The following is an 18708-nucleotide window of genomic DNA, read 5'->3' on the forward strand; positions in this document are numbered from 1 at the left end:
GAGTGCATCCTCTTATGGATTGGATACTGCCTTATGAGGGTTTGGCAGTTTCCGTTGAGGGGAAGGATGCACTCTTTAAGGGCTGGAGTGCATCCTTTCCATGGATTGAACGCACTCTTTGGAGGCTAAAGTGCATCCATAGGGAAAGGCATATTCCATAAGAAACAGAGATAACCAAAAGATTTGTTTTTATATTTTTATTGATAGGTTGCTGTATTTGCGAGGGCTATTCATTCTTTATTCTCAATATTTAAGATGATTATGTGATAAGGGTTGTTCGTCAATACAATCGTAAAAGACGCTGAGCATTTTTATAAAAATTAAGATATTTTTGTGCCTTTTTCTTGTTTTTTTTGTGTTTACACAAGATATGCACGGCTTTTCAACAGTTTGTTTTTTTTAGCTTTGCTAATGGCGTTGGCTAAACACTTCAATTGTTTTAACTGCTTCAATACCGCCTTAAAAAAACAGTGCTTTATAATATGACAAAATAAGCTGTATAACTTTTGATTCTTACGCGATGCTAGAAAAAGGGGAATGTTAGGAGAGATGTTGTCTATATTCTTAGCTTATCTCTTAAGGTAGGAAGATTAACATACTTTCTGGATCTATTTTTATTTGGCCGGATCTATTTTTATTTGGTTTGACGGTTAAAGAGCAATAGCTGAATGGAATCACGCTTGCTTCATGTTTTTATCCTCACGCTTTAGATTTTTTCTCATAGAGATTTTGTTTTTAATGAGGTTTTACGCGAATCACGTAAAACAGAATGTTCTAAATAGAATATATTTGTGTTGCACATTTACGTACTTGTTTAAAAAACATTATGTTGTCTTATCATCACAATGATGTTGATGAATGGGGATGTTGATGAATGGGGATGTTGATGAATGGGGATGTTGATGAATGGGGATATTGATGAATGGGATAATGGAGAAATCTCTTGCGAAGTGGATAAGCTCTTCTTTAAAATCTCATAAGGGGAAAGCCTGCACTATCATACTATTCGCGCCTCATGTGATGACAGCCTTTGGCTCTTGAGCGTGTTCATAAGAGGCATTTTGATTCTTTATCTTGCTAGTGTTTTATTTCATATGTCTCTCATGTTTGTAATGTGGAAAAGACAAGGTGTTGATTGATGCAACATGAAATAAATTTGAAATGAGAGAATCCCTATGATATCCGGGTCTCTTAATTTTATATGGATAACTGGAAATTATTATAAATCAAAGTATTATCGTGATACATTAACCTGTTGGTGGACTATGCGATAAAGAAAGTTATCCAGTAGTTAAGTCATTCTGTTATGTCGTAAAACACTGTCATTTGAAGTTTGGTGATATGAAGCAGGCTTCTTTGGATATGTTTTAAGTGTTTTTTTAAGGGCGTGGTGAATCTTTAAGACAGAGCAAGCTCCTGTTGCGCCTTGAGTTTAGCTGAAAATCCCTGAATGGAAGCCAAGAGTGAATGGAAGCCAAGAGGAAATGGAAGCCAAGAGGAAATGGAAACCAAGAGGAAATGGAAGCCAAGAGGAAATGGAAGCCAAGAGGAAATGGAAGCCAAGAGAGAAGTGTATCCAAGCTGTTTGTAAATCAGATTGAGTTAAGAATCTTTGTTCTTTGAGAATGAAACGCAAGTCAATTTGACAAAAGAATGATCTATTTTGCGGGTAGACCTTATGGAGGAATATAACAAAGCTCATAAGGAAGTGATTTAAGACAATACAGTCATAAAAAAGTACAGTTATAAAAAAAAGTCCTCCGTCGCAATTAGAGGACCAAAGAGCAGGAGAATTTTAACATTGACTCGCAGGACGTGTCAAAAAAGAATAAATTCAAAAGGCCGTACTAAATACAAAAAATCATACTTAAAGAACCTACCACATTATAATTAGCAGAGAATTGAAAAAATAGCAATATAAAAAATACTTTTTACAAAAAATTTTGTCATTTTGCATTAAAACTCAACACTTTTTTCAATTGAATATTTGTTTTAAGACTCGATATTAATTAAACTATATTTAAAAATATTATGATGCATACAAGCATCTTGATAATATTCTTCAATCAAAAACGAATTAAGAGCCCCTCATGATTATAGGACTGATATGGGGAAGGCTTTTTGTTTTTAAGAGTGTGGGGTGTATCTTCAGTATGTGTGGGGGGTGAAGTATTGTCCTTTTGGGTGTGGGGGGCAAGGTAATGAAAATGGGGGCGAGAGCTGCTCAATGCTTGAGCCCGTGTGGGGGAGGTTTCTTTAGAGGGGCGGGGGCAACATGGGAGGCCGCTTAAAATGGCGAGGAGGGGGATTATTCAAAATGTTTATGGTTTGCATATCCCCAATGAAATGCGAGCAAGTCTAAACAATCTCGTAAATGATCGGCAAGGGAGTTTTGTTTGCGTTTTGAAGAACTTAATTCTTTTATCGCTTGTCCATGGCCGATAACGCGTTCAAGCAGTGAATAGCCAAGAATACCCAGTTGAACTTTGATTGTTCTTAAATGATTGGAGGCTTCTATTTGACGTTCAATGGGGTGTATGTACCCTTGGCTACAGGAAACCTTTTCACGGGTGTAGTCAAGGCTCATGTGGAGATCGGCTTGGCTTTGACGCCAGTAAAAATAAAAACGTTCTGCCGCTTTATATTGGGCTTTGCTGAGATGTCCTTTCGCATATAAAAGTGCAATGGGATGGCTTTGTGCATTGGCAATGGCATTGATGGTGCGCGGGTTGCTGGAACTTTCTCGATGATTGGGTTTAAAATAAGGATTACGCGTTTCAACAGGGATTTCTTGCGTCTTTAAATGACCAATGTGCTTTTCTTGATTTTGATGATCAAGCGGGCAGGTTTGCATATTTTTTTTCTGCTTATGGGTCATAGCATCTCCTTAAAAATTATCGTTTGCTTCTTTATGTTTATGCAAAGAAACGGGATTGTGCTGTTGTATGCTTGTTGAGGGATACGTTTTTATGTCTGCTTTTTGCGTGAGGGGAAGTTTCAAAAAAAGGGTGAGGGGTCGCTTTCTGTGGATGTTGTCATTGTTTTATAGGAGAGGGGTTTATAGGGGAGGCTGTATGGGGGAAAAGTGTGTTGTCTCGCGTGGATTTGCTTCTTGAAAGGATTGGCATTTTTTTTTGCATGATGGGCGTTACCTTTAATTTTACTGCTGTGGGGGATATTGATGCCGCATGATTTGGTTTTTTTGCCGTGGTTGGGGTTTTCTGCTTTGTTGCTCTTGTCTTTGTTTCTATTTATGCGGCAATGAGGTTTTTCGCGGTTACAAGGAAGGACTTTTTTAAGAGTGGGGTGCTTGCATTCTTTGTTGGCGTGACCTCTAAGTTTGTTTATGCGCAAGCTGAGCACTTTGGTTTGACTTGGTTGTGGTTCTTAAACAGTTAGGTCTTTCACATTCTTTTTGGCGTTGTCTTTGGTCTTATCCTTGGGCTTATTTGTCTAGGGGCAAAGCGTCTTGGTTTTAGGCTTTCATTCTTTACAAAGGATTGATCTTTTGCTGCATTTTTGGCATGGTCTCTAATTTTTACTTAATAAAGGAGCGGGGCGTATGGTGGTTGCGCGGGACATGTTTTTGAAGGGGCTGGCGTTTTTCTGCGTTATTGGCTTGGTCCTTGGTTTTGCTTATGAGGATGCGGGGCGACCGGTTATGACGTGGGAGGTGTTTTGGCAGGGGGTGGAGATTTCTTGCATTGCTGGAGCGACCCTTTGTTTTATTGTTGTGGGAGCAGACCGTAAGACTGTATCGTGGGGCGTGTTTTTCAAGGCTGTGGTGTTTTGCGCCATTGCTGTAGTGGTTCTTGGCTTTGCTTATAAGGGAGTGAAGCGTTTTGATATATCGTGGGAATTTTTAGTGATAGGAGCGGTGTTTGTTGCATTGCTGGACATGTCCTTGGTTTTGCTTATGAGGGTGCGGGGTAAGGGGATATCACGTGGGGTGTCTTTTTTGAGGTTTCTGGTGTTTTGCTGCGTTGTTGGAGCTGTTGTTGGGTTGGCGCATGTGGGCGCTAAGCATATGGGGGTTCGCTGGTTTTTGATCTTTAACAATGGGGTGTTTGTGGGCACTATTGGACTTGTTCCTTTTTTTGCTCTGGAGGGGGTACGGTGTGTGCGTGTACTGTTGGGGTGGTGCTTAAAAAAAATGAGCATTTCTCTTCCCCACGGGCGTGGTCTTTGATGTTCTTTCTGTGAGGGGTATTTGATGTCGAACGATGTGATGTTTTTGCAGTGGTTGGGGTTTTTCTGCTTTGTTGCTCTTGTCTTTGTTTCTATTTATGCGGCAATGAGGTTTTTCGGGGTTACAAGGAAGGCTTTTTTAAAAAATTTGGCGTTGAGCTTCATTATTATCGCTGTCTCTAAGTTTGTTTATGGGCAAGCTGAGCACTTTGGTTTGACTTGGTTGTGGTTTTCAAACAAGTGGGTGTTTAACATTCTTTTTGGCGTTGTCTTTGGTCTTATCCTTGGGCTTATTTGTCTAGGGGCAAAACGTCTTGGGTTTAGGCTTTCATTCTTTGCAAAGGATTGATCTTTTGCTGCATTTTTGGCATGGTCTCTGATTTTTACTTAATGAAGGAGCGGGGCGTATGGTGGTTGCACGGGACATGTTTTTGAAGGGGTTGGTGTTTGCGGGCATTATTGGAGCTGTTTCTTTTTTTGCTCTGGAGGGGGTACGGTGTGTGCGTGTACTGTTGGGGGGCTTAAAAAAATGAGCATTTTTCTGTCCCACGGGCGTGGTCTTTGATGTTCTTTCTGTGAGGGGTATTTGATGTCGAACGATGTGATGTTTTGGCTGTTGTTGGGGGTTTTCTGCTTTTTTGCTCTGGCCTTGATTTTTATTTATGTGGGAGCAAAGCGTCGCTCTGTTACAGGGGGGATGTTTTGGAGATGGGTGGTGCTTTATGGCGTTGTTGCCACCTACCTTGGTTTTATTTATGTGGGCGTGGGCAGGCGCGCTGTTGACGGGGAGCTGCTCTTGAAGGGGGCGGTGTTTTCTTGCATTTTTGCAACTGTCCTTGGTTTGGTGCATCTGGGCGTCAAGAGCATGCCTGTTGCTTGGCAAGTGTTCTTAAAGGCGGTTATGTTTTGTTGCATGATGGGCTTTATCCTGTGGTTTGCTGCTGTGGGTGTCAGAGATATGGATAGCATAAGGGCGGTATTCTTAAAGGTTTTGCTCTTGTCTGTATTGTTGAAAGTGCTCTTGGGGTTCTTTATACGCGAGCAAGGTGATACGGTATTACAGAGGTCGTTGCGTGCTTTGAATTTTGTGCTGTTTTCCTGCATTTTGGGTACTCTCCTTTGTTTTACCCGTCTGGGAGCAGAGAATCTAGGGTTGAGCTGGCTTTGGTTCTCGAAGGATTGGGTGTTTTTATTCATTTTTGGATTTACCCTTCCTTTTGTTTGTGAGGGAGCAAGGTGTGCGCGTGTTCTATGGGCTTGGTTTTTGAGGTAGCTGGTGTTTTTTTGCTGTTGTTGGTGTTTTCCTACCTTTTTATTGTTGTCGTTATTGGTACTTATAGGCTTTCCAAGCGCTTCGATATTCCGTGGTGGCGAGCGGCGTTTTATTGTATTTTTGGTGTTTCCCTCTTTTTGAAGGAAGTGCTGTTTTACGGCATTTTAGGAGTCGTCCTTTTTTTAGCTCTTTTGGGGATGGAGAGTATGGACATACCGTGGGGACTCCTGTCCTTGATGGGGATCGTGTTTGCTGTACTGTTGGAGTGGTTCTTGATTTTGCATATGAGAGGGCGGCAAAATGGAGTGGTGACGCGTTGTTTGTGGTTATTGAAGGGGTTGGTGTTTTGCGCCATTGCTGGAGCGATCTTTTTTTGTTTGCCTTTGGGAGCAGAGTATATGGGGTTGAGCTGGCTTTGGTTTGCGAAGGATTAGGTGTTTTTCATTATTTGTGGATTGATCCTTCCTGTTGTTTCTGTGGGAGCAAGGCGTGCGCGTGTGAAGGCGGTGGCGTTTTTTAAGAGAGTGGGGTTTATGGGGTATTACAGATAACGTCGAGGGAATGATTGTTCAAAAGAACAGCGATAGCGGTAGGTTTGGGGATCAAACCAAAGCCCTATTTTGCCTTCAAAATCACCAGAACGTTGTTTGGCAATATTCATAATAACGCCTGGGCGTTTTGCTAAATCTGCTTTTTCTTGTGCTAGAGAGGCGGCAAAGATTTTATCTTCCAACGATCGATTGCGCCAAATGGTGATGATGTTAAAGGCATTGGCACCAATTTCTGAGGCGCCTTTAATGTCTTCTGTGCTGGGGATATCTTTATCCAGACCGCCTTTGCGGGCATGGGCGACAAGGTGAATATGCACATTGTTTAAAACAGCCCAATCAACCATTTTATAAACCGCTTGTTCTTGTCTTGCATAATCATCAGAGGCAATGCCAAGCCGCATCAAACTGTCGATGATAAATTGATCGCAGCCATAGCGCGCACGGCAATAGTCAAAGACTTCAAGCAAGGTATCTACGCTCGATTTGCCAACATGCTCATAAAGAATAAGCCCTTCGTCTAAAAAATGAAGAATCCGTTCAATTGTCTCTTTTGTAGGCTGTTCTAAGCCGCCCGTTTGTTTGGTTAAACGGCGAAGTGATTGTTCTCCTTTCATTTCTAGAGACGCTAAGCAAAGGCGACTCTTTTGTGCAATCCAATGGGGAATACAATCTGATAATAATTGGCTTTTACCTGCACCACTCGCACCACTCCAGAGCGTTAATTCTGCTGGGCGGAAATGCAATTTGTCCTTCAGTTTAGGATAGGGAACCGTATAACCAAGATGTTTTTCAGGCTCTGGCCAAAAAAGCCCAATCACTTGATCTTTATAGTCTGAGGCGCGCCGTAAACCTTCTGGGGCAAAGCTTTGTGCTGAGGAAAAGGCAGCTTTTATGGTGGCTTTATCGATCCCTGCGGTTAAACAGTCATTGGCATCTTTAAGGGGTAAACGGACACGGTAGCAACGGTGGCGTCCAAGCCTGCTGGCAATCTCACGGGCTGCTTCTTCTCCGGGCGGATCCATATCGGTGGCTAAAAAAATCGTTTCAAAAGATTCTAAATGATCAAATTCATTTTCAATCCAGTTGTGTTTTCCTCCACTGCCTCCTCCAAAGGGAACAGAAACCGCCGGATATCCATAGGCGGCTAAGGATAGCGCATCAATTTCTCCTTCAGTGATAACAATGGTACGGTTTGTTGAAGAAAAATTGGGGAATGGCGCCTGTTGGGGCGCGTGCGTGGGTGCCTGCTGGGGCGCGTGCGTGGGTGCCTGCTGGGGTGTGTGCGTGGAGGGGTGGTTGGTTGAGGCGGTGTTTTGGGGCGCCTGTGTGGAGGTGAGGTTGGTTGAGGCGGTGTTTTGGGGCGCCTGTGTAGAGGCGTGGTTGGTTGTGGCGGTGTTTTGGGGCGCCTGTGTAGAGGCGTGGTTGGTTGTGGCGGTGTTTTGGGGCGCCTGTGTAGAGGTGAGGTTGGTTGAGGCGGTGTTTTGGGGCGCCTGTGTAGAGGCGTGGTTGGTTGAGGCGGTGTTTTGGGGCGCCTGTGTGGAGGGGTGGTTGGTTGAGGCGGTGTTTTGGGATGCCTTTGTGGAGGCGTGGTTGGTTGAGGCGGTGTTTTGGGGCGCCTGTGTGGAGGTGAGGTTGGTTGAGGCGGTGTTTTGGGGTGCCTGCGTGGAGGCGTGGTTGGTTGAGGCGGTGTTTTGGGGTGCCTGCGTGGAGGCGTGGTTGGTTGAGGCGGTGTTTTGGGGCGCCTGTGTGGAGGGGTGGTTGGTTGAGGCGGTGTTTTGGGGCGCCTGCGTGGAGGCGTGGTTGGTTGAGGCGGTGTTTTGGGGTGCCTGTGTGGAGGGGTGGTTGGTTGAGGCGGTGTTTTGGGGCGCCTGCGTGGAGGCGTGGTTGGTTGAGGCGGTGTTTTGGGGTGCCTGTGTGGAGGTGGGGTTGGTTGAGGGTACCTGCTGGGCGGTGTTTTGGAATGCCTGCTGGGATGTGTGCTGGGTTGCCTGCTGGGATGTGTGCGTGGAGGGGTGGTTTGTGGGGTAAAGGGCTTGCCAACCAAATAAAATCGGTTCACATTGGGAGGCTGTTGGTTTGGTTTTTGCTCCCGTTTGCGCAAGCCGTTCTTTGACTAAAGCAAGGGTGCCGTCGGGTTTATAAAAGGGGAAAATGATTTTTTCGCCATTTTCTCCTATGCGGTAACGTTTTATAATCTCTAGAGGAATGCGGCGTTCTTCATGGAGATAGGTTTTTACAAGATTCTGCGGGCTCTGCCCTGTAGGAACCGGTGGACGGCGATAGGAACGATGGGGCGCCATAAAGGGTTTGGGGCGTGTCAAATTGAGAGTCGCGCGTGCTTCTTCTAAGGCTTGAGAGAGGCTAATGCCTTTGACTTCACACCAAAGGTCTAAAAGATCTCCTCCTGTGCTTTCTGCAAAATCATACCAAAGTCCTGCTTTACTACCACTTAAGCAAATCGATAAACTTTGACCCGCTTCACCACGTGTGTTGCCTACAATCCAATTGTTGCCTCGTTTGTGCCCTTGGGGAAGAAGCATTTCTGCTATTTTATCGGCTTGTGAGATAAGTTTTTGTTTGATTTCAAAAATTGTGCTCATGGTCATTCGTGATATTATTGTCGTTTTTCTCAAGATGTGGGAGGTGAGGATTCTGTTTTTGCTGTTCTCACCATTCGATCTGATCGTAAAGTCCCGTGGTGCTATGGGGCTTGCCAGTTTACTTTGAGAGCTTCTTTGCCGCTCTTTTCTTGCCAATAGTCGCGAAACCTCTTGGCTTGCCAAAGGGCTTGACTCTCACTCAAACCTTTTTGAAATGGCTGTGTTGGTGTTTGTTTGCTAAGAGCATGGGAAGTGGTGCCTTGAGAAAAAGGAGGAAGGGGGTGAAAGAAGGGCGGGGTGGGTATGCCTGTTTTGAGGGTGTGGTGCATGCTGGAGTCCTGTTGGGATGCCTGTGTGGAAGGGGTGGGTTTGTTGCCAAAGAGTTTGCTTTTCATTGAGTTTTTCTGAAATGGCTGTATTGGTGTTTGTTTGCCAAGAACATGGGAAGTGGTGCCTTGAGAAAAGGAGGAAGGGGGTGAAGAAGGAAGGATGCAAGAAGGTGGGGCGGATGCCTGTGAGGGTGTGGTGCATGTTGGAGTCCTGTTGGGGTGTATGTTGGGGTGTCTGTGTGGAGGGGGTGGGTTTGTTGCCAAAGAGTTTGCTTTTCATTGAGTTTTTCTGAAATGGCTGTGTTGGTGTTTGTTTGCCAAGAGCATGGGAAGTGGCGCTTTGAGGAAAGGAGGAAGGATGCAAGAAGGGCGGGGCGGATGCCTGTGAGGGTGTGGTGCATGTTGGAGTGTCCTGTTGGGGTGCCTTGTGTTGGGGTGCCTGTGGATGTCCTTGTGTGGGGAAAATGGCTTTTGTGATGAGAGCAAAATGGTCGATGTTGACGCGTTTTGCTGTGTGAATCGCCTATCCAAGTGTTGTTTTGCCGCCCTTTGTTCTGTGTTATTTTGTCCGATGCTGTTGTGGTTTTGAAACATTTTTATCCCCGCGCGTGCTTGAAAAATACGTTGTTTTTGTGATGTCAAAAATTGTCATTATAGTTGATCAAACTGCGGTAAAGGGTGTCGTTGTTCTCAGAGATGAAAGATGAGGAGCTTCCCTGTTTTTGCTGTTCTTGCCGTTCGATCTCACGGCGAAACCAGTTGCGCCATGTGGCTTGCCAGTCTACTTTGAGAGCTTCTTTGCCGCTCTTGGCTTGCCAATAGTCGCGAAACTTCTTTTCTTGCCAATGGGCTTGGCTTTCACTCAAACCTTCTGAAACTGCCGCCTTGATGTCTGCTTGCCAATGCTCAGGAAGACGGTGCCCTTTGGCAACTGAGGAAGTGGTTTTTTTGTTGGTGCAAAGCGGGATGGAGGCAGAAAGATTGCTGGGGGGAAGAGTGGTGGCGGATTTTGTTTTTTCCCCCGTGACAATTTGCGCGATAGGGGCGGAGGTAAACTCGGCTTGGGGAGCGTTTAAAGAGGGGGCGTTTTTTTGCTCCGCTTCTTCTTGTGGAGGGGAAGAGAGAGGTGAATCAAGAGCCGATGAGGAGGATGGATGATCGCTTTGTTCAAAGTTCTCTTCGAAGGAAAAACAAGGCTCTGTCTCATCAAACAAAATTTTCTTTTCTAAAACACCGTAAGGTGTTTCCTTTTCTTCTGTCTTTTGAGCTTCTGAGCTTTGTGCAGCATCTTTTGGACTTTCGTTAAGCAGTTGTTGCATCTCTGCATTGATTTTTTTGCGTTTTTTTGCCGAAGAACGACCCGCAAAGGATTTTTGTTCAAGCAATTTTTCACGCTCTTGAAAAATATTTTCGCAACGCTTGTTCCATAATCCATTGGCTAAATTTAAAATCTTACCCTCTTGGATGAGCATTTCTAAAACATTAACAAAAGTTCGCTTGTCACAACCACAAAGACGCGCTAAACGTTCTTTCGATATTTCTAAAGGTCGTCCACGGGCATACATTTCATTGAGAAGAATCGTATAGATTCCAATTTCGTGTGCGCGCATCCCACGTACACCTCCTAGAAAGTCATTTTGATACCAACAAACATATGGAAGCCTAGACGATTCATAATGAGGAGTTTCTTGTTGATTAGCGTGTTTCATACTGCAATCTACTTTCTTCTTTTTTATACATTTTTATTGATGATAAAAGCTCAAATAAGGATTTAACTTGTGTTGCTTTTGGCTCTGTTCGATGATGACTAGAGGCTTCTTTACGACGCTTATAAATGATTGGCTGTGCTTGAAGAGCATGCAAACTTACGATTTAAGATTGCGGTGATGGAAAAAATAAAGAATACCACACATTCTCAACGTACTTGCTTTTGGGCAGAAGCTTTGGAGAGTGGTCTTTTATATCCTGTAGGGTGGTTAAAGTGTTTTTATGATCCAAAAATAAAAAAATTTCCCCCGAAAAAGTAAAATTTGTTTCCTTAATTTTATCCTTTTTAGAGGATAATGCAAGCTCGTTTTATAAAAAGGACGTGTTTTTTTAAAAAGACGCGCTATATGGTGAAATTATGAATATCGATGGTTGGCGTCAAAGATTAAGAATCGCTTTGGAAAAAAGTGGGCGGTCAAAAAGATCTATCTCCCTCGCTGCCGGTAAAGGCGCGGGGTACCTTCATTCTATTCTTTCTGAAGGAAAAGAACCAACAATCGAATCCCTCTCGCGAATTTGTCACGAAATTAATATCAGTATGAATTATATTCTTTATGGTAAAGGGGCTAGCCCTGAAGATAAAGAATTTATAGAGCTTATTTCGAAACTCTCTCCGCAAGAGAGACAGGCGATTTTGACTCTTTTGCGGCGGCCAATTGACGAAGCTTCAAAATAACTTCCTTCTGTGCTTTTGAATCAAGGCGACTCCAGTATTTTATTAATATTATGTCACTCATTTTATCTCTCCTGTGTGTTTATAATTGCAATTTTGTAAGAACAAATAGAGAACAACAAAGGGGCATGAGAGGAACAAAGAATAATAGATTTTTATTTACATATGTCATTTGAACCCCGTAGATATTTAAAATATATCTTTTATGAAGGATAAAATGGTTGACATCTCTCCTATAGAGGAGATAAGACTAACGCTATATTTAGTCTTGTCAAGACAAGGCTATGCTTTATCAACTATCTAAAGGGGGAAATCATGAAAAATATTTCATTCGTTAAAGAGGATGAAATCATTATCGTTTTATGCGAAGAGGAAAATCCTTGTACTTATGAAGGACCAATCGACGAAATCGAAGAAGTGCTCGAACTGATTGAAGAATGTGAAACTGTTTATAGAGTTTTACGACTCGATCTGACAACTTCTCATGCTGAAGATGTTACGGAACAAATCGCTGATTTTTATGTCGAAAATCATGAAATGAATGAAGAAAATACACAATTGCAGCCCTTCATTTTGAATAGTGAAGCTTATCATGCTTGTTTAAATGAAAGAGCGGCTTGCGATTATGAAGATAATCTCTATGGCTCTTATGAAAAACAGCATCGTTTACGCCCATGTGATGTCTTGACAGATTATTGGTGGTAAACATGCCAAGTTATCTCAAGACTTCTTATCAAGGGATTCCACTTTATTATGCTGGAAATATGCGAAATTTAATCAGACTCGAACCACAAAAACACAACGCTATACTTTTTATATCGCAAGAGGTGGCTCAGTCTATGGCAAAAAAATTGGAGGAAGAATATTGCCGCCATGATTTTTCCGTCGTGCAATAGCAGGGTTGAAAAAGGAAGCCGCAATGAAAGGGTCCAAGTGCTTTTTCATTGCGGTGATAATGGTGTGCGTTATGCTTTCGTTCTTGGGGGGGCCCGACTTGGGGGGAGAGCTTGGGAGGAGGAGCTTTGCGGGGGTTTTCTTAACCGATATGGGAAAGGGGGGGCATGAAGAAAAGAGCCTATATATGAGAAATTGCGGAGGGGGGATGTTGAGGGGGGCAGCAGTTTTTGTGTTTTCGGGGCACAATATTGAAGGATGCATTGAAGGATGTTGTCGCCTTTAGTCCGTGTGAGGGACACAGGCTTTAAAAATATGAATGTTTCAAAGAGGATATATTGCAAAAAACACTTTAAAGATGAAGGGGAGAAAGGTCATGCCAATTATTATCGATTGTATTCAAGGAACAGAAGAATGGCAGAAAGTGCGTAATGGTTTGATTACGGCTTCTTTGTTTGAGATGGTTATGGCACAAAAAAAACAGGGGCAAAAAACTTCACGCTATCAGAGTGTGATGATGAAATTGGCGGGAGAAAGAATTACAGGAAAAACCGTTGAGGAAGGAACAACGCTTTCTCAGCGACGTGGAACAGAATTAGAACCAATCGCACGACAGCTTTATGGGGAACTTACACATACAGAACCTGAATGTATTGGCTTTGTTTTGGCTGATGATCGCGGACAAGGATTTTCCCCCGATGCTTTTGTGGGAAAAAATGGCTTATTAGAAATTAAAACAAAAAAACCTGAAATTTTGATCCCTCATTTCATGCAAAAGAATTTTCCAGCAGAACATAAAGCACAATGTCAAGGGGGATTATGGATTTCTCAACGCGAATGGGTGGATTTAATGCTCTATTGGCCGGATATGCCTCCTTTGATTAAACGGGCTTATCGTGATGAAGCGTATATTTGCAAGCTTGAAAATGAAATTAGCCGTTTTAATGAGGCTTTGGAGAAGATGGTACAGCAAATTAAGAGTGTTGGGACAGGTTTTCATCTAAGGACAGAAATTGCTTTGAAGGAGGGGGAAGAAAGGGTGCTTGGAATGAAGACAAAGCGTCTGCTGGAGGGCAAAACAAGAATGAGGCGGGCAAGAAAGGGATCGTGTGCAGCGTTGAGGAGAGGCAAAGTTCTATAAAAAGGAAAGAGCAGAGGGAGAAAAGAGCCGGTTTTTATGTTGGAGGAGGGTGTCAAACAAGGGGCGCAGGGAAGTAGGGAGCGTAGCGAACTTAAGGGACATGAATGTGAAAGCATGTTGGGAAATGGGGGGAAGAAAGGGTGCTTGGAGCGCATGCAAGGCGTATGCTGGAGAGGAAAACGAGAATGGGAGTAAGGCCAAGTGCTTAGAGGTATGGAGGTGTGATTTTGGGAGCTTTTGTGGTGCGTGCTGGGGGAGAGCGCCGCAATGAAAGGACTTGAGTGCTTTTTCATTGCGGTGACAATGGTGCGCGTTATGCTTTTGTTTTTTGGGAAAGAGTCGTTTGAGGGGCGTTTTTTTAGCCGATATGGGAAAAGGGATGTAGAGGCATGAAGAGCCTATGCATGAGGAACTGTGGGGGACGTGTTGGGGACAACCGGTGGTTTAGGGAAAAAAGGGGGAAGCCAATGGGAGGGGGGCTATTCTTTGGGGTGTGTCAATTTCAAAAGCCGCTCATAAAGCATTTTGGAGATTAAGTGCGTCATTGAAGCCATTGATTTTGACGCCATTGAAGCGCATGGTTTAAAGGATGGAGGATGTGATGAAGCCAATGGAGGCTGGGGGAAAAAATTGAGGCTTATAGAGAAGGCTTATAGGGGCAAGAAGAGAGAGGCAAAAGAAGAATAAAATGGTGCTGCGAGAGAGGATTGAACTCTCGACCTCTCCCTTACCAAGGGAGTGCTCTACCACTGAGCTACCGCAGCCCTTTTCAATCTTTGCGCTGTCTTGTGCCATATTGTCAGAAAATAGGCAAGAGAACATTTGTATATTCTTGCAAGAAAACGTATCTTATGTCATGACATATGTTTCTTATATGCTTAAATATTTAAGGTTATGAGTTGCTTGGATAGAAGCTCAACACTGTTTAAAAGGTTGCGCAATGACACAAATGTATCAAAAACAAAAACAAAATGAAATGAATCATCAAGATGAAAAAGCAAAACGACGTCAAGAAAGATTGGCGCAACAATTGCGTCAAAACCTGAAACGTCGAAAAGAACAATGCCGAAAAAGAGCACAAACAGAGCTCTAAAATGCAAAAAGCTCTAAAATGCAAAAAAATGTTTTTTAGTGAAGCTTTGCAACCAAACTTCTCAATAATTTGTTCTCATATTTAGAATGCGTTCTAAAACGATTAATAAAGCATAACTTCCCGAAGGGGGACAATCCTTTGGAAGGGCAGGCACAAAGGAAAAGAGGGAAAACACTATGGATTCTATTCAAATTGTTGGGGGAGAAAAACTTAAAGGAACAATTCCTATATCAGGAGCAAAAAATGCTGCCTTGCCTCTTATGATTGCGGCGCTTTTGACAGAAGAAACGCTTACTTTAGAAAATATTCCTCATCTGGCCGATGTCGAATTGCTTATTCGTATTCTCAATAATCATGGTGTGGGATATGCCGTTGATGGACAAGAGTTTAACGATGAATGTGTGAATTCAAGAACAATTCATTTTACGGCGCAAAAAATAGCCACAACACGGGCGCCATACGAACTGGTGAAAAAAATGCGTGCAAGCTTTTGGGTTATCGGACCTCTGCTTGCACGATGCGCAGAGGCTTATGTTTCGCTTCCTGGAGGATGTGCTATTGGAACAAGACCTGTCGATTTTATCCTTGAAGGACTCAAAACTTTAGGCGCACAGATTTCGATCGAAAATGGATATGTTCATGCAAAAGCGCCAAGGGGCTTAAAAGGTGATCACTATCGTTTCCCTAAAGTCACTGTTGGGGGAACCCATGTGCTGCTGATGGCGGCGACAACGGCAAAGGGAACAACCGTTCTTGAGAATGCGGCTTGTGAGCCAGAAGTGACAAACCTTATTCGAACCCTGAATGCTATGGGGGCTCAAATAACCGGTGAAGGAACAACAACGCTTACAATTGAAGGGGTGAAAAAACTTAAAGGGACAAAAATACGCGTTATTGCTGATCGAATAGAAGCGGGGACATATGCAATGGCTGTTGCTATGACAGGAGGAGATGTCTTTCTTAAAAATGCAAATCCTAATCATCTCACAAAAGTGCTTAAGGTGCTCCAAAAAACAGGACTCGAGATTCAAATAGAACCTCAAGGAATTCATGTTAAGCGAAATCCAAAGAACACCAAAATTATGCCCGTTGATATTAAAACAGGACCTTATCCTGCTTTTCCAACCGATCTCCAAGCCCAATTCATGGCGCTCATGACACGGGCTGAAGGAACCGCGCATATTACAGAGACGGTTTTCGAAAATCGTTTTATGCATGTTCAAGAACTCAATCGCTTAGGAGCACAGATAAAGCTTGATGGGCAGACGGCAACCGTCTATGGAACAGAGAATTTGCAAGGGGCTCCCGTTATGGCGACGGATTTGCGTGCTTCTGTTTCTCTTGTGATTGCAGCGTTGGCGGCAAAGGGGGAAACAATCGTCAATCGTGTCTATCATCTTGATCGTGGATTTGAGAGATTAGAAGAAAAATTAGTCCGTTGTGGCGCAAAAATCCAACGCATCACAGTGTAATTCTCTTCGAAGGTATTCGGTCTGCCTTTAAGGGGTTTGATCTCAAGAAGCAAGCTTTGTTCATTTTCTCAATAAACGCGGGGTTTATCTCATGGTTTTGGAGCTTTTACGAGCGGGCATAAAAGTTTGAGAGGCGGGTGGGGCTCATAAAACAAACAAATAAAGACTGTTTTTAAATTTTATTGCTAATTTCATGAAATTACTTTATAAATAACACTGTAACTTTGGTCGTCTACGCAACGATCAGTAGGGTCTGAAAGCCCTAAAGTTCAGTACATAAGATTAGCCTACTCTTGTGGGTTTCTCGGGATTCCGGGAGTTTTTGCCATGTCCAAGTGCGCTCTAGCACTAAAAGCAAAAAAGCTGACTGAACTCAGTGTTTTTGACTCCCGGAATACGCATAAGAGGTGCTCGCAACCGGTAGGGGAGCTTGAAGTGAAAGCTAAAAATCCACACTTTAACGACATTGCGATAGGCAGAAAAATTCGCTTTAAAAGAACAATGCTGGGAATGTCGCAAAAGAAATTAGGCAGTCAGTTAGGTGTGACTTTTCAACAAATCCAAAAATATGAAAAAGGCTCTAATCGTATAGGAGCTGGGCGTTTACAAGAATTTGCCGATATTCTCAATGTTCCTATTGCCTTTTTTTACGCTGATCTCTCAACAAAAGAAAATGCTTTGTATTACTGTGATGAAAGAATCGGAAGTAAAGAAGAGCATATCCTTTTGAAAAGTTTTAGAGAGCTCAAACCTAAAAAGCAGAAAGCAATTTTAAGATTAAATTTTCGTTAGAATCAAAAAAAAATTAAAGAGGCTCTTGCTAAATAATAAATTATTATATAAAGCTTTTTCTAGAGAAGGGGGTTAACATTTCTCCTCCCCCCCCCCCGCAGAAATGTCCAAATAAAACCTCCTTCTCATCATTTTAAAAATCACGAAAATTTTTATCCTTTATCTTTTATCCTTTTAAAAAGAGTGACTTATTTGTGCTAGAAAAGTTGCTGTATTAGGCAAATTGGAGGGTGGGGTGTTTTTAGGATTTGGGAAGGGCTTGAAAAATCATCTTGCCAAATAGAGTTCTCAAAAGGAAATCTTGGAGAGCAATCATCCAAAGGGCGCACAGTGGAGAGCGATCATCAAAGGGGCGGCTTTAAAAGAAGCTACCAAAAATCCGGAACTTCAGGCTTTAAATGAGGACCAATCCGTACCGCTGAGACCTTTTCTGCTAAACCGGTGCGATCTGAAATCTCAACCGCTAAACCACAAAGGGTGGCGGGACCACACGCCGGTTCAAAACGGTCTTGCTTCGTCTTATAAAGAAAACGGTGTAAGGGTTCTTCTTTATCCATTCCAAGAGAGGAGTTATAATCTCCACACATGCCTGCATCTGTTAAATAGGCGCTCCCACCTTCTAAGATCTGCGCGTCAGCCGTGGGAATGTGCGTATGTGTGCCAACGATAACACTCACACGACCATCCAGAAAATGGCCTAAACATTGCTTCTCGCTTGTCGTTTCTGCGTGAAAGTCAAAAATAATCGTATCGGCTTGCTCCATCAACGAACAGGCAAGAAGAATATTTTCCGCTGTTTCAAATGGATCTTCTACTTTGCACGGCATAAAAACGTTGCCCAACAGATTGGCGACAAGAACACGGGCGCCATTTTTTGCCGTAAAAACACCAGCACCTTTTCCGGGAGTTTCTTTCGAAAAATTGGCAGGGCGTAAAAAACGATCACTCTCATGGGCATACTGCAATGCTTCTTTGTGAGAAAAAGCATGATTGCCTGTGGTGACAACATCAACACCGGTCATCAAAAGATCTTGATATGTCTCTTGCTTAAGACCAAAACCACCAGAGGCATTTTCACCATTTACCACAACAAAATCAAGCTGCCATTTCTCAATCAGTTGAGGAAGGTGTTCAAAAACAGCTTTACAGCCTGTGCTACCAACAATGTCACCTAAAAATAAAAAACGCATAGGCGCTTTAATCACACTTTAACATTTTAAGAAACCTTTTTCTGTAAAAATTCCTTGTACCTGTAGATCATGTTCTGCTGCGGGAATAGAGAAAACCTCCTGACATGAAAACCCTATGCCCCATAATGTCATTTGATGCCCTTGTTTTTCAAGAGCTTCAACCGCACGGTCATAGTATCCCCCTCCATAGCCAAGACGGTGACAGTGACGATCAAACGCAGAAAGCGGAACAATAATATTATTGGGGACAACAACCTCATTGTCGGCACTGGGACCAAAGGTGCCAAAACGCATGGGCTCTAAAATCGTGCTGGGCGAAAATGCACGGAAAATCATGGTGGTGGAATCAAGCACTGCTGGTAAGGCTAAACGTCCACCGCGTAACGCTACAGCATCCAGTAAAGGACGCGGGTCAATTTCCGATTTAATGGGCCAATAGCCTGCTAAAATGAGGCGTGAAAAATCGGTTCCCTTCTTTTCAAGGTATTCAATAAAGTGGCAACAAGCACGTTGCGAAAAGAGTGCGCGCTCTTCTGTTAAAAGAGCATCACGACGCGATAAACCGCTTTTGCGTTGCTGTGTGCGAAGAGATGAAGCAGATTCACAGAGGGGATTATTTGTCATTGTCTCGTCAATTGTTTTATAAGATGCTGGTATTTTATCCATTGTTGGCGTTTTGTAAATCTCTGTATGGACAAGAGCTGTGCTCATGAAAAAAGCATGAAAAAAAGTGTGTGCTCTTTAT

The 18708-nt window shown here is 43.1% G+C and carries 23 protein-coding genes and 1 tRNA gene; 17 read left to right on the forward strand and 7 right to left on the reverse strand.

From position 1 onward, the window contains the following. Nucleotides 1–1463 precede the first annotated feature (1463 nt). Nucleotides 1464–1601, forward strand: a complete 138-nt coding sequence (locus ACFILY_RS06315) for a hypothetical protein (RefSeq protein WP_375637686.1) — start codon at nucleotides 1464–1466, stop codon at nucleotides 1599–1601. Nucleotides 1602–2308: 707 nt separating this feature from the next. Here the strand turns inward: ACFILY_RS06315 and ACFILY_RS06320 are convergent. Beyond that, on the reverse strand, nucleotides 2309–2878 hold the full coding sequence (locus tag ACFILY_RS06320; protein ID WP_273790862.1) for a hypothetical protein: 570 nt from the start codon (nucleotides 2876–2878) through the stop codon (nucleotides 2309–2311). 684 nt (nucleotides 2879–3562) lie between these two features. On the opposite strand from ACFILY_RS06320, the gene ACFILY_RS06325 reads away from it, so the two are divergent. The 5 genes from ACFILY_RS06325 to ACFILY_RS06345 are packed head-to-tail and all read left to right on the forward strand — an operon-like array spanning nucleotide 3563 to nucleotide 5895. Continuing rightward, nucleotides 3563–4189, forward strand: a complete 627-nt coding sequence (locus tag ACFILY_RS06325; RefSeq protein WP_375637687.1) for a hypothetical protein — start codon at nucleotides 3563–3565, stop codon at nucleotides 4187–4189. 24 nt (nucleotides 4190–4213) lie between these two features. Beyond that, nucleotides 4214–4537, forward strand: a complete 324-nt coding sequence (locus ACFILY_RS06330; RefSeq protein ID WP_375637688.1) for a hypothetical protein — start codon at nucleotides 4214–4216, stop codon at nucleotides 4535–4537. Between the two features lie 58 nt (nucleotides 4538–4595). Further along, on the forward strand, nucleotides 4596–4721 hold the full coding sequence (locus tag ACFILY_RS06335; RefSeq protein WP_375637689.1) for a hypothetical protein: 126 nt from the start codon (nucleotides 4596–4598) through the stop codon (nucleotides 4719–4721). A gap of 56 nt (nucleotides 4722–4777) precedes the next feature. Next, the gene (locus ACFILY_RS06340) at nucleotides 4778–5461 is read left to right on the forward strand and encodes a hypothetical protein (RefSeq protein ID WP_375631448.1); all 684 of its coding nucleotides are present in this window, start codon (nucleotides 4778–4780) and stop codon (nucleotides 5459–5461) included. Beyond that, on the forward strand, nucleotides 5440–5895 hold the full coding sequence (locus tag ACFILY_RS06345) for a hypothetical protein (protein ID WP_375631449.1): 456 nt from the start codon (nucleotides 5440–5442) through the stop codon (nucleotides 5893–5895). Before ACFILY_RS06340 ends, ACFILY_RS06345 begins: the two co-directional genes overlap by 22 nt. Before the next feature lie 107 nt (nucleotides 5896–6002). Here ACFILY_RS06345 and ACFILY_RS06350 read toward each other — a convergent pair whose 3' ends face one another. Then, nucleotides 6003–8612, reverse strand: coding sequence for a toprim domain-containing protein (locus tag ACFILY_RS06350; RefSeq protein ID WP_375673296.1), 2610 nt, complete (start codon nucleotides 8610–8612; stop codon nucleotides 6003–6005). 101 nt (nucleotides 8613–8713) lie between these two features. Next, entirely contained in the window at nucleotides 8714–9007 is a 294-nt protein-coding gene (locus ACFILY_RS06355) for a hypothetical protein (protein ID WP_375631450.1), read from the reverse strand. A gap of 94 nt (nucleotides 9008–9101) precedes the next feature. Between ACFILY_RS06355 and ACFILY_RS06360 the strand changes: the two genes are divergently transcribed. Continuing rightward, nucleotides 9102–9224, forward strand: coding sequence for a hypothetical protein (locus ACFILY_RS06360; RefSeq protein WP_375631451.1), 123 nt, complete (start codon nucleotides 9102–9104; stop codon nucleotides 9222–9224). Beyond that, on the forward strand, nucleotides 9221–9418 hold the full coding sequence (locus ACFILY_RS06365) for a hypothetical protein (RefSeq protein ID WP_375631452.1): 198 nt from the start codon (nucleotides 9221–9223) through the stop codon (nucleotides 9416–9418). The genes ACFILY_RS06360 and ACFILY_RS06365 overlap by 4 nt, the downstream gene beginning before the upstream one ends. Nucleotides 9419–9579: 161 nt before the next feature. On the opposite strand, the gene ACFILY_RS06370 is transcribed toward ACFILY_RS06365, so the two are convergent. Continuing rightward, nucleotides 9580–10650 carry a YdaU family protein gene (locus ACFILY_RS06370; protein ID WP_375631453.1) on the reverse strand — a complete coding sequence of 357 codons (1071 nt, stop codon included), beginning with the start codon at nucleotides 10648–10650 and terminating at the stop codon, nucleotides 9580–9582. Nucleotides 10651–11066: 416 nt separating this feature from the next. On the opposite strand from ACFILY_RS06370, the gene ACFILY_RS06375 reads away from it, so the two are divergent. The 6 genes from ACFILY_RS06375 to ACFILY_RS06400 all read left to right on the forward strand — a co-directional run bounded on the left by ACFILY_RS06375 (nucleotide 11067) and on the right by ACFILY_RS06400 (nucleotide 14103). Beyond that, nucleotides 11067–11384 (forward strand): XRE family transcriptional regulator, encoded by a 318-nt coding sequence (locus tag ACFILY_RS06375; RefSeq protein ID WP_273790852.1) that lies wholly within the window; start codon nucleotides 11067–11069, stop codon nucleotides 11382–11384. Nucleotides 11385–11696: 312 nt separating this feature from the next. Beyond that, the gene (locus ACFILY_RS06380; protein ID WP_273790851.1) at nucleotides 11697–12086 is read left to right on the forward strand and encodes a hypothetical protein; all 390 of its coding nucleotides are present in this window, start codon (nucleotides 11697–11699) and stop codon (nucleotides 12084–12086) included. Between the two features lie 2 nt (nucleotides 12087–12088). Continuing rightward, nucleotides 12089–12277: a hypothetical protein gene (locus ACFILY_RS06385; protein ID WP_273790850.1), complete on the forward strand. Its 189-nt coding sequence runs from the start codon at nucleotides 12089–12091 to the stop codon at nucleotides 12275–12277. A gap of 374 nt (nucleotides 12278–12651) precedes the next feature. Beyond that, nucleotides 12652–13416 (forward strand): lambda exonuclease family protein, encoded by a 765-nt coding sequence (locus ACFILY_RS06390; protein WP_273790849.1) that lies wholly within the window; start codon nucleotides 12652–12654, stop codon nucleotides 13414–13416. A 267-nt stretch (nucleotides 13417–13683) separates the two neighbouring features. Continuing rightward, the gene (locus ACFILY_RS06395) at nucleotides 13684–13809 is read left to right on the forward strand and encodes a hypothetical protein (RefSeq protein ID WP_375631454.1); all 126 of its coding nucleotides are present in this window, start codon (nucleotides 13684–13686) and stop codon (nucleotides 13807–13809) included. A 132-nt stretch (nucleotides 13810–13941) separates the two neighbouring features. After that, a complete protein-coding gene (locus tag ACFILY_RS06400; RefSeq protein WP_375631455.1) occupies nucleotides 13942–14103 on the forward strand; it encodes a hypothetical protein in 162 nt (53 codons plus the stop codon). 2 nt (nucleotides 14104–14105) lie between these two features. On the opposite strand, the gene ACFILY_RS06405 is transcribed toward ACFILY_RS06400, so the two are convergent. Further along, nucleotides 14106–14180 (reverse strand) — tRNA-Thr (locus ACFILY_RS06405). A 176-nt stretch (nucleotides 14181–14356) separates the two neighbouring features. Here ACFILY_RS06405 and ACFILY_RS06410 point away from each other — a divergent pair. The 3 genes from ACFILY_RS06410 to ACFILY_RS06420 all read left to right on the forward strand — a co-directional run bounded on the left by ACFILY_RS06410 (nucleotide 14357) and on the right by ACFILY_RS06420 (nucleotide 16773). After that, entirely contained in the window at nucleotides 14357–14509 is a 153-nt protein-coding gene (locus ACFILY_RS06410) for a hypothetical protein (RefSeq protein WP_273790845.1), read from the forward strand. 176 nt (nucleotides 14510–14685) lie between these two features. Further along, complete coding sequence (murA, locus tag ACFILY_RS06415; protein ID WP_375631456.1) at nucleotides 14686–15981, forward strand: UDP-N-acetylglucosamine 1-carboxyvinyltransferase; 1296 nt, start codon at nucleotides 14686–14688, stop codon at nucleotides 15979–15981. 327 nt (nucleotides 15982–16308) lie between these two features. Continuing rightward, nucleotides 16309–16773: a helix-turn-helix domain-containing protein gene (locus tag ACFILY_RS06420; protein WP_375645315.1), complete on the forward strand. Its 465-nt coding sequence runs from the start codon at nucleotides 16309–16311 to the stop codon at nucleotides 16771–16773. A 368-nt stretch (nucleotides 16774–17141) separates the two neighbouring features. On the opposite strand, the gene ACFILY_RS06425 is transcribed toward ACFILY_RS06420, so the two are convergent. Beyond that, nucleotides 17142–17963, reverse strand: a complete 822-nt coding sequence (locus tag ACFILY_RS06425) for a TIGR00282 family metallophosphoesterase (RefSeq protein WP_273790841.1) — start codon at nucleotides 17961–17963, stop codon at nucleotides 17142–17144. A gap of 18 nt (nucleotides 17964–17981) precedes the next feature. After that, nucleotides 17982–18587, reverse strand: coding sequence for a 5-formyltetrahydrofolate cyclo-ligase (locus ACFILY_RS06430; protein ID WP_375637716.1), 606 nt, complete (start codon nucleotides 18585–18587; stop codon nucleotides 17982–17984). Nucleotides 18588–18708 lie beyond the last annotated feature (121 nt).

Origin of the sequence: Bartonella sp. CL25QHWL (genome assembly GCF_042195335.1) — a bacterium.
Classification (GTDB): Bacteria; Pseudomonadota; Alphaproteobacteria; order Rhizobiales; family Rhizobiaceae; genus Bartonella.